Below are 15061 nucleotides of genomic sequence, written 5' to 3'. Positions count from 1 at the left end.
TTGCATAAAAGAATTTTTAAAGTATTATCAATATACTTACTTATATTTTTAATAGCGTTAGCTTTCCTAGGGGGCTTACTATTTAAATTAACAAATCATTATAGACCTAGTATTTATAATTATGAATCTTATTTAGCGCCTGATATAGTAAATAATATTAAGAAAAATTACAACTATAAAGAGTTTAAGGAAATTAATGAATTTACTCAAGCACTTACACAAGATAAGGCGATAGCTGGAGTTGGTAGTGATTTTCAAACCGCTCAATTAATTTTGGATAAAAAAATTAAAAAGATTAATTTTGAAAAAGTTTTTGGTGATGGTACAAATAATTGAGAAAATAGAAAAAAATTCTTCACAACAAATGTTCAAAATCATTTAGAAAGTTTTGACACACTTATTTATAATAAACTTAGTTTAATGACTGAAGATGATTTAAAAAAGATTGGGTTCGAAATAGATAAAGAAAAAAATCAATGAAGATCTTTCGAAACGAAACAAAAACACGATAACGAATGGGATCATTTTGCAGATTATATAATCCCTTACTATATTCAAGATAAAGGAATTGCTTATAATATAAACAAGGATTCGCGTCCTAACCTGGACATTGATAAAGCACAAAACGCCTTAGAAAATCTCGACCTACCCATAACATGAACTGAAATTTTTTCAATTCTCAAAGATAATCAATATCAAAGAGTAGCATGAACTAATGCATTCATCGATAACCTAATGATTGGAGCAATGAACTACAAAAGCGAAACTCCCGAAGAATGAAAAAAGACCTTTACATATGAAGGCAAAGGTAAATTATTTAACTTTAATGACGACAATTACAAACTGGCTATAGATTCGTTCATCGATTTTGTTAAACAATCTTCTGGGCATTCGATAAAAAATACGGAATTTAACTACCTTAGTGGAGATGGTTTGGAATTGTTGAATTATTTAATAGAACCTAAATCAGGAAGATCAGATTCAGCCGTTATATATAATGGTGATGCTTTAGACGCATATTATTCACAAGATAATTTTGCAAGCGTTGAAGATGGATTAATTAGATTTGTAAGACCTAAATATAACTATATATTAATGGACGGTTGAATTCTTTCGCATAAATTAAGTGAAGAAGATACAAATAATTTTCTTGAAGTTTTAAAAGAAAATATTTATCATAACAACAAATTAGTTCATGAACACAATGATTTAAATAAAGCATTAAACGTTTTAGAAAATCAATTTATCATTAAATTAAAAAGTTATATTACCGATGAAATGAAGCAATCTGCCTTAGAAACTCTTGAAAACATCTTTAATAATGATAAAGAAGAAATAATTAAGGTTTTAGAAGAGAATCCAAAATACAATAATTTAGGTCAAGATTACTGACATAACTTTGATAATTGGGTAAAAGAAATCGATAATTTTATTAATAATAACGAAGATAATAACTGAGAATGATTAATAATAGTAAGAAACAATTCAGATGATGGCTATTCAATTTTTGAAGATGCATTTAACGAATCATTTGCAGACACAGAATTAGCTGAAATTGCAAACTTTGATTATATATCTTACACACCAGCAGATTCACTAACTTATAATTTTATTGAAAAGTGATATTTTGGAAACGATGAAACTGCTAAAGATATATTTGCCCAGCCTTCAACTAATGAGAATTATTTTTTATTTACATACCCAATAATTGATAATAATTTAAGAACAAAAATAGCTTCATACTATTTTGAGACAACAAAATCATAAAAGCCTTTTTAGGCTTTTTTCTTTTAAATTTAAGCTATATTTTTTAGTTTAATTCATCCTAATGTGTCTCAAAATTCAATATTAAATCTTAATTTAAGTATAATTATTACATTAATTATAATTAAATTACAATTAACATATCGGGAGTAAATCATGACATTAAAAAAACTATTGCAAAAATTACAAACAATCAAAGAAGATGAAACATTTGAATTAAAGGGTTGGTTAATTTCAAATAGAGGAAATGAAAAAATTAGATTCTTAACAATAAATGATGGTAGTACAGTTTCAAATCTACAAGTTGTAGCCAAAGGTGAAATTATTCAGAAAAACAACTTATCCTCACTAACTTTAGGAACTTCTCTTGTTGTAAATGGAAAAATACATTTAACACCAAATGCTCCTCAACCACTTGAATTGATTTTAGAAGATATATCTTTAATTAACAATGTAGACGAAGATTATCCTATCCAAAAGAAAGAAACTACCCTTGATTTTCTAAGAGAAATTCCTCACTTAAGAAGTAGAACCAACTTATTTAGAAGTATCATGTTAATAAGAAACTCATTAGCTTTTGAAATTCATAAATACTTTCAAGAACACGATTTTCTATATATGGCTTCACCAATAATTACTTCAAATGACGGTGAAGGGGCCGGGGAAACTTTATTAGTTGATGACGAAACAAAGGATTACTTCTTTAAACAAAAAGCTTTCTTGGGTGTAACTGGTCAATTACACGCAGAAGCTTATGCTGCGACTTTTAAAAATGTTTATACATTTGGACCAACATTTAGAGCTGAAAATTCTCATACCTCAAGACATTTAGCAGAGTTTTGAATGGTCGAACCAGAGGTTGCATTTTATGAGTTAAAAGACATAATTAAACTTGCTGATGATTTATTAAAAACTGTTATAAATAACACAATTAAAAATTATCCAGATGAAATGAAGTTTTTAAATTCAATAAATCCAAATCTTTTAGATACACTAAATAAATTTTTAGAAAATAAACTAACAGTTATCGAATACAAAGATGTTGTTAAAAAACTAATGGAATTCAGAGATTCGTTTGAAGAAAAAAATATCCATTTTGGAATGGATTTAGCATCAGAACATGAAAAGTTTCTTTCTGAAAAGATTGTGCAAGGGCCTGTAGCTGTTATAAATTATCCAAAAGACATTAAAGCTTTCTATATGTACCAAAACGATGATTATCAAACTGTAGCCGCTTTTGACTTACTTGTTCCTGGTATTGGTGAATTAATTGGTGGAAGCCAAAGAGAATCAAGATACCATAAATTAGTTCATAGAATGAACGAATTAAACATCTCAAAAGAACCATTAGATTGATATTTGGATTTAAGACGTTTTGGATATGCTCCATCAAGCGGTTTTGGTATTGGTTTTGAAAGACTTGTAATGTATGTGACAGGTGTTTCAAACATTAGAGATGTAATACCATTCCCTCGTGTTGCAGGACAAATAAAAATGTAGGTAAATATGCAAAAGAATTTAACAATTATTATTCCAGTTTATAACCCAACAATATCTCTTGATGAAATTTTAAGTAATGTCTATAAACAAAAAAGTCAAAACTTTGATGTTATATTGGCTATTGATAGACCAAAGGAAATTGATTTCATTACAGTTGATGAATTATCAAAAAAAATGGGATCTAGACTAAAAGTTATTTTTAACACTTCTCATAAACACATTGATATCGTTATTAAAGAATCACTAGAACTAGTTACAACACAATATATTTACGTTTTATACTCATATTGCAAACTAAAAAGTGAGTTTATACAAAGATTAGACGTTTTTCTTGATTCATTCACCAATAAACCTGATTTTATCGAAATGCCTGGTTTTAATAAATCAATCTCTCATTCATTAATTAAATCAGATATTCTACCTCCTTTAGGTTTAATTGATTTAGAAAAAAATAAACTACCATTTGCTCTTGTAACACCTTTTGTTTTTAATTGTTTTATCAAAAAAGAAATAGCAAAAACAATATTTGACAATCAAAAATTTAGAGATTTAAACTTAGAGTATTCACCTAACTTTGTTTTTAGAGCATTAATAAACTCTAAAACTTTTGCATATTTCCCAGATACTTGAATTGAAAACTGAAATAACAGTTTTTCAATGTTTAATCCTAAATCATTAACTAGAAGTTGAAACTTTATTTTTAGCTTTGTAAATGACGATGATAAAGAATTAAAAGAAGCATTAGAGTTTTCTAAATTTATGAATTACTGTTATTATGTTGCGGGCATTTTAAGTACATATAAAACCAAAAGGAATTCAATGGAATGAAAAGCTTTAGAAAATGTAAAACTATCCCTTATTAACGAAATTAAGACTCTTAAACCACATTGAACAGATTTAATCAATAATAATAAATACTTTGTAAAATTTAAGGTTATAACTCTTTTTAATTTAACTGATGGATTACTTAAAAAGTGAGAACAAATATTTAAAAAATTTATATGATAATTAAAAAAAATATTAAGGCTAATTTTTGAATTAGAACACTGGCAACACTAATTGATTTACTGATATTTATATTTATTACAATATCTACATCTTTCTTAGTTTTCAACTACAAAAAAGGTGATTTCCATACAGAAAATACTGTTTATAAGGAAATAATTTACCGTTTTTGATTGTTGTTTTTAATAGTTTTTTTAGTTTTTTGATACATACTAATACCTATAATTTCAAGAGGACAAACTGTTGGTATGCTAATCTGTAAAATTAAAATTTTACCCACCGAAAAAAATGATAAAAAACTTTCTAAAGTTATTTTCGATAGACAAAGACTTTTTTCTTTCCTGTGGATGTTTGTTTTCATATCTTTCATGTTGTTATCTACCGATGCATTTTTAAAAGCGGCAAGAGGAAATAAGCTAAATAATGTAGAAAAATTAATATTGAGCATCCCGACCGCTTTAAGTGTTATTGCTATAAATATTCAACTTTTTATCCTTATCACCGGTATTAAAGCAAATAGAATTAACTTAAATGATAAATTCTCAAATTCTCTTACTGTTTGAAAAAATAAATACGAAGAAATAATAAACGAAGAAGATAATAAAAAAATAATGCCCAAAAAAAGAGTTTTACCTGAAGTTAATCTTATAGAATAGTCTAGTAATAGACTATCCTAAATTGAAAATTCAAGTGCAACACGTTTAAAGTAAAATTTAGATGTGGAACTTGAATTTTTTATATTAATTAAAAAGAAAAAGTTCCATTGGAACGGAACGGAACTCATATGAATTATACAATAAAAAAATATAACCATTTAACAGATAATGAAAGAATAATTATTGAAAATTATTTAAAGTTAAATTATTCTCTTCGTAGGATTTCGAGATTAATCGAGCGAAGTGTTTCGACCCTAAGTAGAGAAATAAAGAGGAATACAAATAGTTTTGGAACTTATGAATTTAAACACGCTAGTTTAAAAACAAGAGAAAGATCAAGACATAAGTATTATTTTAAATTCGTGGATAACCAAAAATTCAAAAATTTTTCTAACGCTTTTTTACAAAAATATGACAAAAAGTTTTTTGGTATAAAGTCAACATATAATTTTATAAAAACTAGCACAAAACACTGTTGTCCTTCTTTAAGAACGGTTTTTAATTGAATAAACACTAATAATTGAGTTATAAAAAAGTACGATAAATTAAGACAATATTATAAAAAAGGTGGTAAAAGAACAGCATCCATAATAAAACGGCTTGTAAAATCTGCTGATTATGTTTTTCCAATATGAACTAGACCTAAATCTATAGATTTAAGACTTGAATTTGGACACTGAGAAGCAGATCTAGTTTTAGGAAAGAGAGCCAATGGATATAATAATGTTTTAACTTTAACTGAAAGAAAAACAAGAATAGGGTTTGCAAAAATAATACAAAGCAAATCACCAAATATAATTAATTCAGAGTTAAAAAAGATTATAAGAGATAATGAATTAGAAGTAAAAACAATAACAGTAGACAATGGTATTGAATTTGAAAAAATAGGTATTTTAGCCAGATGATTAAATATAAAGATTTATAGAGCTGAACCTTATGCATCTTTTCAAAGAGGCTCAAATGAACATTGAAATGGAATTTTGAGAAGAGAATTCAAAAAAGGTTTTAACTTTAATACTATAACTCAAGAAAAACTTGACTCAGTTGTTAACCAAATAAATAATATGACGCGGGAAATATTAAATTGGAAGACACCATTACAAACCTATTTAGAATATATTAAATAATTATTATTAACAAAAATTAACATAATAAAATTATGCTTATCTTCATTTGAAAAAATGAATATTTTCTATTTACTTTTTTTTTGATTTATTAATTTTAAAAAAATAAAATGTATAATAAAAAAAGCCCAAGGCATTGTGTTGCACTTGAACTTTCTCTTTGGGATAGTCTAGTAATAGACTATTTTTATTTGCTATTACTTATTATGCAGGGTAATAATGTTATAATTTTAAGATATAGTTTCTTATTTTTTCAAGGGGTACACATGGTCAATTTAGATAATTTAAATGAACAACAAAGAAGGGCTGTAGAATACAATGAAGGCCCTCTTCGTATAATAGCAGGAGCTGGTTCGGGAAAAACCAGAGTTTTAACTTATAAAATTTCTTATTTAATAGATGAATTAAAAATAAATCCAGCTAAAGTTCTGGCTTTAACTTTTTCAAACAAAGCAGCTAACGAAATGAAACAAAGAGTTATCACCATGATTGATAACCCCGATAATCTTCCGATTATAAGCACTTTCCACTCAATATGTGCAAGAATTTTGAGACACGAAATTCATCTACTTGGTTATAATAACGATTTTCAAATTGTTGACGAAACAGATCAAAGAGCAATATTAAAATCTGTTTATTCTGAATTAGAAATTTCTAATAATGAATTTAGTTATAATTCAATGCTTTCTTATATTCAAAACAAGAAAAACACATTATTTGATTTTCTTGAAACAAACGATGAAGGCTTTAATACTAATTTATCTCCTCAAGAAAGAAGAATAATTGAAACTAAAGAAAAAATCTATCACAATTACCAAGAAAGATTAAAAAGATCAAAAGCCCTTGATTTCGATGATTTATTAGTTTTTGTTTTTACTCTTTTTTACGATCCACAATATGAAAGTATTTCAAAAAAATGATCTAAACGTTTTGATTACTTATTAGTTGATGAATTTCAAGACACAAGTATTATCCAATATAAAATAATTCAAAAGCTTTGTTCAACAAACAAATTAACTATCGTTGGTGATCCGGACCAAACTATTTATAGCTGACGTAATGCAGATATAAACATAATAATCAACTTCCATAAGGATTACAGTGATACTCTAACAGTTAAATTAGAAGAAAATTACCGTTCAACCAAAAGAATACTAAATTATGCTAATAAATTAATTGTTAAAAACAAATTAAGATTAGAAAAAAACCTTTTTACCCATAATGATGAGGGTGAAGATGTTGATTTTTTCTGCGGCCATAGCGAAGAAGCGGAGGCTAGATGGATTGCACAAAAAATTTCAGAACTTAAAAGATCGAGAGTTCAACTAAAAAACATAGCAATTTTATTTAGAACTAACAGCTACTCAAGAGCTATAGAAGAGGCTTTGATTAAAGAAAATACAATATATAAACTTTTTGGTTCTATTAAGTTTTATCAAAGAGAAGAAATTAAAGATGCATTAGCTTATTTAAGAGTCATTCATGACGGCAGTGAATTAATGTTGTTAAGAATAATAAATAAACCTTCTAGAAAAATCGGTGATATAACTGTCGATAAACTATTAAACTTTGCAAGAGAAAAAAAATTAGATTTATTTAAAGCTATTGAGGAACACTTTGATGAAATTCAAGAGACATTAAGTGTTTCTACTTCAACTTTACAAAGACTTGCAGATTTAATAAACTCTATAAGATGAGCTAGGGTAGCTTTAAAAACCAATACAATAAGTAGCACTTTAAAAGAATTTATGTTCAAAACTATTTCTTACTTTGATATCTTTAAAAGCTCAGAAGAAGACTATGAATCTAAGAAAGAAAATTTTATGAGTTTAATTAATGCTATTGAGTTATGAGAAAAACAAAATACTCACGGAACGATAGATGAATATCTTCAAGAAATAACACTAATAACCGACCGAGATGTTGAAGACGATGCTACTAGCTTTGTATCATTAATGACTGTTCATAATGCTAAGGGGTTAGAATTTGATTATGTATTTATTTGTGGATTAGCTGAAGGTACTTTTCCTTTAAAAAGAGCAATCTCAATTTCTCCAAATAAAGATTTTACATTTTTAAATAATTCAAATTATTTTGAAGAAAATATCGAAGGATTAGAAGAAGAAAGACGTCTTGCGTATGTAGCAATTACAAGAGCTAAGAAAAAACTGTTTTTATCTTTTGCAATAAACAGAATTGGCATTGCAAAACGTAGTAGATTTTTAGCAGAAGCTGGGATTAAAGAAAAAGACGGTAGCGTGGCCCTTGCAAACAATTTCTCAATCGCACAAGAGAACAACCTAAATAACAGTGATTTAATTGTCGGTGATTATATAATGCACAAAATATTTGGTAAGGGCGAAATTGTTGACATGGTAGGCACAATAATAACAGTAAAATTTTCTAACCAAAAACAAGTTAAACAGTTCGAAAGATCACATCAGTCTATTAAAAAGTGAGATGGTAGCTTAGATGATTAATAGCAATTACTTAGTTGTTATATGGGTTATTTTAGCTTTAGTGATTTCTTGTACAACAATAACAATTTTAATTATTTGAGCAAACAAAAAGAAATATACTGCTAAAAATAAAAATGGTTTTATGTGCCTTGAAATTAATGTTGATAAAAATCGAATAAAACACCTTAATAACATTGCCGATGTTAATAATGAACCTTTTTTCTTAAAAAAACTTAATTTGTTAAATAACAGATGAAAAAAAATAGAAGATTTTCAAAAACTTTTGGATAAAAAATCTAACTTTCTAATTTCAAATTCTTTAAAAAACAAAGAAAATTCAATTATAAGTTTTGAAAAGCAACCACATAAGTTTTCTGCTTGAAAAACCAAGATTAACATGGAAATTGTTTTTGTAAGTAGTAACGTTGCTTATCTAACAATAAATTGAAACGAAATAAACAATAAAGAAGAAGAAGTTTTTGAACCAATTAACAATAATATTAGCTTCTTATTAGATCAAAATAGTAAGTATAAGGCTTGTGGATTTATATTAAATTATAAAAATTTAAATAATGTAAATAACTTTATTAACTTATTTAAGAGCTGTTGTTTAAAAATAAAGGCGAGGGGAATAAAAGTTTTTTTAGATTGAAATAAATTATTTTTTGTTTTTCCATATTCAAAATTTAAGAAAAAAAGCATTATTAAGGCTGTTGATGCAATACAGGATAATTCAAAACATTTTGGTTATTTATATGAAACGTTTTTTACTTTTGAGAATACTTTGTTAACAAACAAAAACAATTATAGTTATGAACTAATATTTGACTATATAAAAACTCATTCTTTAAACCATTTAGATATTTCAACAATTGACTTTGAAAATAATAAAGATTTAAAACTATTTAAAGAAAAATACGAATATGTAACAGATGAAATTTTAAGAAGTAATAATATTGATTTAAAAAATTTTTCTTTTAATGATTTCGGTGATAAAAATTCTAAATTAAGCATGCTATTAATTGACAAAAAATTTGATGAATTAAACATTGATAACCGCGATGTATTAACAACCTTGGATATTTATAAAAATTATTATCTTAAATTTTACGAAAACTCTAATATTATCAATTTACACGGAAAAATTTTAAACATTGAAGATTTTATTTTTGGATTAGTTGATAATAAATTTATTAAACAAGTAATCACTAGCGATAAGTCATTGTTTCATTTAATAAATATAAATTCTAAAAAAAGTATGTTAAGAGTAAAAAAGAAAATTGAGCAAATTCAAGAAGAATCACCAAAGGCTTCAATAGGTATTAAAGTATATAAGATAAATGATGACATAATTAATGAAATAGGTGAGTGATCAAAAATAATTTGATTAGACAAAAATTTAACAAATAGTCTAAATGAACCTAAAACAATGTTGTACGTAAATTTATTAATGAAAAAGGCTGAACAGTTAAAAATATCTTTAATTTTTGAGAAATTAGATTTCAAAAATTATAAAAAAATGTTATACAATAATAACTTAAAATTATTCTACACAATAGATAAAAATCAAAATAAAACAAAAAAAGAAAGGTAATTTATGAATAAAAAATTAATACACGAAGATTTTTTTGAAGCCGTTAATGGAGAATGAATATCAAAACACAAAATCCCAGATAACAAGGCCGCTATTGGTTCATTCGAAAGATTAGATGAAGGTTTAACTAGATTAAAAACGTCTCTACTTACAAAGTGATCGACAGATACTAGAGAAATTGAAAATAATAGCCAATTAATTGAAATGGTTAAATTTTACAAATTAGCAAGCAACTGACAAGATAGAAAAAATAATGGAATTAAACCTGTTTTACCAATTTTAAAACAAATAGAAAATCTTTCTTCTTGAAAAGATCTAGAAAAGAATTATTCAAACTTTTTATTTATCGGTTCAGAAGTTCCGTTTCCAATTCAAGTTCAAACAGATTTTAAAAATTACGAAAAACAAACTTTATATGTTTCTTGCCCTTCTGTTGTTCTACCTGAAAAAAATTACTACTCAAATGAGGAACAAAAAAATTCACTTTACAAATTATGAACATCAATGGCTAAGAAATTATTATTGAAAGTAAATAACAACCCAGAATGAGCGGAAAATTTAATAAACAAAGCTTTAATTTGGGATACAGAAGCCGCAAAATATATTCTATCTGCAGAAGAATGAGCAATAATAACAAATATTTATAATCCAAAAAAAGTTTCTGAGTTTGATAACAAAATTAAGACTATTAAACTTTCAAAAATATTAGCGAGTTTATTTGATGAAAAAATCACAGAAGTTATTGCTGTAGCTGATGACTTGGTTGATAACTTATCACTATTATTAACCGAAGATAATTTTGAAAATTACAAAGCTTTTCTTTATGTAACAACTTTAATATCATTAGCTAAACATTTAGATTATGATAGTTTGGTTATTTCTGGTGAATTTGTTAGAACATTAAGAGGACAAAAAAAACCACTTGATAAGAAAAAAACTGCTGTTAAATATGTTGCTGATGGTGTTTATAAAATGCCTTTTGGAAAATATTATGGTGAAGAATATTTTGGAAGAATTAATAAACAAAATGTTGAAAAAATGATTTCAAAAATGATTAACATTTATGAACAAAGATTAAAAAATAATAATTGATTGTCTGAAAAAACAAAAGAAAAAGCTATATTAAAACTTTCAAAAATTGGTGTTTATGTTGGTTATCCAGAAGTAATTGAAAGTTACTACAATGATTTTATAGTCAAAGAATATGACGGATATAATGATCTATTAATGAATGTTTTAGAATTTGAAAAAATCGAACAAAAAGCCTCACTTGCAGAATATGGTAAAAAGAAAAACAAAGATTTATGATCAATGACCCCTGCTATGGTAAACGCTTATTATAACCCAACAAATAATAAAATTGTTTTTCCTGCCGGAATCTTGCAAGCGCCTTTTTATAGTTCAAAACAATCATCTTCTTCAAATTACGGTGGTATTGGTGCTGTTATAGCTCATGAGATATCTCACGCATTTGATAATAATGGAGCTAACTTTGATGAAGTTGGAAACATGGTTAATTGATGAACAGAAGAAGATAAAATTGAATTTGATAAAAGAGCTCAAGAAATGATTAAATTATTTGATGGTAGAAAAACACAAGCTGGAAAATGTAATGGTAAATTAACAGTTTCTGAAAATATCGCTGATGCAGGTGGTGTTTCTTGTGCTTTAGAAGCTGCTAAGGGTGAAAAAGATTTTAATGCTAAACACTTTTATATAAACTACGCTATAAACTGAAGAACAAAATACAGAAAAGAATTACAAACCCTTCTTTTAAACACTGACGTTCATGCTCCTGCTAAATTAAGAGCTAATGTTCAAGTTCAAAACTCAGATGATTTTTACAAAGCTTTTAATATTAAAAAAGGCGATAAAATGTATTTAAGCCCTAAAAAACGTGTAAAAATTTGATAATTAATAAAAACTGGCTTAGCCGGTTTTTTAATGTCAATAACTAGGTTTTTATAAAAAGCTAAATAACATTTTTTTTCATATTTTTTCAACTAATTTTTAGATGTTTTTTGAGTTATCTACTTTTAAACATGTATTATTATATTTATTAATTTAAACAACATCAAAACTCAACTTTATTATTATTTATCAATTTTTAAATATAATTAAAAATTATGAAAAATATTTATAACGATACAATTACAGCTATTTCATCAGGAAATATTAATCAAGCAATATCTATAATAAGAATTTCTGGCCCAGAAGCTATAGAAATAATTAAAAAAATATATACAGGTAAAATAGGAAAAGATAAGGAAATTACATATGGTTATATTTTTGATCCTTTAAACAATAAAAAAATTGATGAAGTTTTAGTTAATTTTTTTATAGGAAATAAAAATTATATAGGTGAAGATACAATAGAAATAAATGCTCATGGTGGAATTATAGTTACAAATAAAATACTAAATTTAATAATAGCAAATGGTGCTAGATTAGCAACTAGAGGAGAATTTTCTAAAAGAGCATTTTTAAATGGAAAAATTTCTTTAGAAAAAGCGGAAGCTATAAATTCTTTGATACACGCAAAAACAAACATACAAGCCGAAATTGCTATCAAACAATTTGATGATAAAGATAATGAAATAATAGAAAAATTAGAAGAAGAATTATTAAGGATTATTTCTATAATCGAAATTAATATTGACTATTCAGATTATAACGATATAGAACAAATGAACACAACCAAACTAATTACATTAATAAATAATTTAAAAAACGATATTAATCTTATTGTTAAAAAATCTGAAAATGCCAGCGATGTATATAACGGTATAAAAGTAGCTATTGTTGGACAACCAAACGCTGGAAAATCATCTATTTTAAATATTCTTTTAGGCAAAGAAAAAGCTATAGTCACAGACGTCGCAGGAACAACAAGAGATATAGTTGAAGGAGATTATGAATTAAATGGTATTTTGTTTAAAATAATTGATACTGCAGGAATTAGAAAAACAACAGATAAAGTTGAGAGCATTGGTATAGAAAGATCGATCAAAGCAATAGAAGAAGCTAAAATAGTTATTCACTTAATAACCCCAACACAAAAAGAAAGTAATGAAGATAATTTAATAAAAGATTTATCAAAAAATAAAATATATATTCCTGTTTTAAACAAAAGTGATCAATTATCGGAAGAAAATAAAGAAAAATATAAAAATTTTGTTTGAACTTCTGCAAAAAACAATAACACTTGGGAATTGAAAAACGCGTTGATAAAAAATTACTTAGATTTGGATTACGAAGATCCTGAGTTGATTTATAACACAAGAAGACTGGGGTTACTAAAACAAAGTGTTAATGAACTAAATGTTGCTTTAGAAAGTTTGATGAATGGTTTCGGTCCTGAGGTTGTAATTTTGGATATAAATAAAGCTTGAACTATATTAAGAGAAATTTTAAACAAGGAACATGATAACGAAACTTTGTTGGATAATATGTTTAGTAAATTTTGTTTAGGTAAATAAAAATGGATTTTAAAAAAATAAAATTAAAAAAAGATTTAGTTATAAAAAACATAAGAACACAAACAGATGACTTAAGTTTAAACTTATCTTATGAAGGTTTTTGCGTGTTTAGAGAATGTGGGATTCCAATATTTGTTTATAACTTATTACCAGGAGAAGAAGCTGATATAGAAATAACTTATTATTCTAAAAAATGTTGTTTTGCAAAAGTTATAAAATATCATTCATATTCTTTTTTAAGAAAAAAACTAGATTATTATGAAGAACAATTATATAAAAGTGGATCATCACCTTTAATGGCGTTAGAATACAATAACCAATTAAAATTCAAACAAAACTTAGTTAAATATTTATTTGAAAGAAATTTAAATTATTCAAATATTTCAAATATAGTCAAATCACCTGATGAATTTAATTATAGAAATAAAATAACATTACATGTTGAATATAGCTCAAATAAAGCTATATTTGGTTTTTATAAACAACATTCTCACAAACTTATACAACAAGAAAAATTATTGCTTGCAAACTCAAAAATAAATGAATTTTATGAAGAATTTTTATTCAATTCATCAAATAACAAAAATAATGAACTAAATAATTTTTTATTTGATTTAAAACCAAACAAAATAACATTAAGATCCCCAAATTTAAACAGCAATGAAATTGAACTAATATTAGGAACGTCCAGAAATATAAATCAACAAGCTATAGAAAAATTAGAAATTTGAAATTCAAAATTTTTAGATTTAAAGATTACAATATTCGATAAAAAAAATTGTAAATGAATTAATTTGCTAAACCACAACGGTATTGAATTTAAAATAGATGATAATAAATTTTTAGTTAAAAACAATACTTTTTATCAAGTTAATGAAAGTGTGATGTATTTGATTTATAACAAAATAAAAGAATGGATAAATACTGATAATTTAAATATATTAGATGCCTTCGGAGGGGTTGGTACAATAGGTATTTTTGTTTCATCAAAATCGAAAAATGTTTACACTGTAGAAGTTAATAAAACATCAACGCAAAATGCTATAAAAAATATACAAATAAACAACACAAGCAACGTTGTTGCAATTAATGCTGATGCAAACAAATGAATTTTAGAAAACTATAAAAAAATAGACTTAGCAATATTTGATCCATCGCGAGAAGGTTTGGGAAAAGAAACAATACAAGCGATCATACAGTCAAATATTAACCAAATAATATATTTAAGTTGTGACCCAAAAACATTAATTAGAGATTTAAAAGAATTAACAAGAAATGACTACACAATCAAGGAAGTAAAACTTTATGATATGTTTCCGCAAACACCACATGTTGAAACGTTATGTTTGTTATCTAAACTTAACACACAAAAACATATTGATCTAGAATTAACGACGGATGAACAAAAATAACAGTTTCAAAAAAAGAAGAGAATATTATAGATGCATTAAAATTTTTTAAACTCATATAAAAAAATTTT

The 15061-nt window shown here is 25.6% G+C and carries 10 protein-coding genes; all 10 read left to right on the top strand.

All coding sequences use genetic code 4. The features are described 5' to 3' along the window. The 10 genes from V2E26_RS02740 (at position 1) to rlmD (ending at position 14993) form a co-directional block, all read left to right on the top strand. A complete protein-coding gene (locus tag V2E26_RS02740) occupies positions 1-1767 on the top strand; it encodes a hypothetical protein (RefSeq protein WP_330463349.1) in 1767 nt (588 codons plus the stop codon). 153 nt (positions 1768-1920) lie between these two features. Continuing rightward, positions 1921-3264: an asparagine--tRNA ligase gene (gene asnS / locus V2E26_RS02735; protein WP_330463348.1), complete on the top strand. Its 1344-nt coding sequence runs from the start codon at positions 1921-1923 to the stop codon at positions 3262-3264. Between the two features lie 6 nt (positions 3265-3270). Beyond that, entirely contained in the window at positions 3271-4272 is a 1002-nt protein-coding gene (locus V2E26_RS02730) for a glycosyltransferase family 2 protein (RefSeq protein WP_330463347.1), read from the top strand. Next, positions 4266-4925, top strand: coding sequence for an RDD family protein (locus V2E26_RS02725; protein WP_330463346.1), 660 nt, complete (start codon positions 4266-4268; stop codon positions 4923-4925). The genes V2E26_RS02730 and V2E26_RS02725 overlap by 7 nt, the downstream gene beginning before the upstream one ends. Positions 4926-5053: 128 nt before the next feature. Continuing rightward, positions 5054-6052 carry an IS30 family transposase gene (locus V2E26_RS02720; RefSeq protein ID WP_330463345.1) on the top strand — a complete coding sequence of 333 codons (999 nt, stop codon included), beginning with the start codon at positions 5054-5056 and terminating at the stop codon, positions 6050-6052. Between the two features lie 263 nt (positions 6053-6315). Further along, entirely contained in the window at positions 6316-8529 is a 2214-nt protein-coding gene (locus tag V2E26_RS02715) for an ATP-dependent helicase (RefSeq protein ID WP_330463344.1), read from the top strand. Continuing rightward, positions 8522-10102 (top strand): MHO_4530 family protein, encoded by a 1581-nt coding sequence (locus V2E26_RS02710; RefSeq protein WP_330463343.1) that lies wholly within the window; start codon positions 8522-8524, stop codon positions 10100-10102. The genes V2E26_RS02715 and V2E26_RS02710 overlap by 8 nt, the downstream gene beginning before the upstream one ends. 3 nt (positions 10103-10105) lie before the next feature. After that, positions 10106-12016 (top strand): M13 family metallopeptidase, encoded by a 1911-nt coding sequence (locus V2E26_RS02705; protein WP_330463342.1) that lies wholly within the window; start codon positions 10106-10108, stop codon positions 12014-12016. A 212-nt stretch (positions 12017-12228) separates the two neighbouring features. Continuing rightward, entirely contained in the window at positions 12229-13581 is a 1353-nt protein-coding gene (gene mnmE, locus V2E26_RS02700) for a tRNA uridine-5-carboxymethylaminomethyl(34) synthesis GTPase MnmE (protein WP_330463341.1), read from the top strand. A 2-nt stretch (positions 13582-13583) separates the two neighbouring features. After that, positions 13584-14993 carry a 23S rRNA (uracil(1939)-C(5))-methyltransferase RlmD gene (rlmD, locus tag V2E26_RS02695; protein ID WP_330463340.1) on the top strand — a complete coding sequence of 470 codons (1410 nt, stop codon included), beginning with the start codon at positions 13584-13586 and terminating at the stop codon, positions 14991-14993. The last annotated feature ends 68 nt before the right edge of the window (positions 14994-15061 follow it).

The sequence above is a fragment of the Metamycoplasma gateae genome, assembly GCF_036352135.1.
Classification (GTDB): Bacteria; Bacillota_I; Bacilli_A; order Mycoplasmatales; family Metamycoplasmataceae; genus Metamycoplasma; species Metamycoplasma gateae.
The sequence above is the reverse complement of the archived record's forward strand: the minus strand, read 5'-3'. Positions and strand labels throughout refer to the sequence as shown.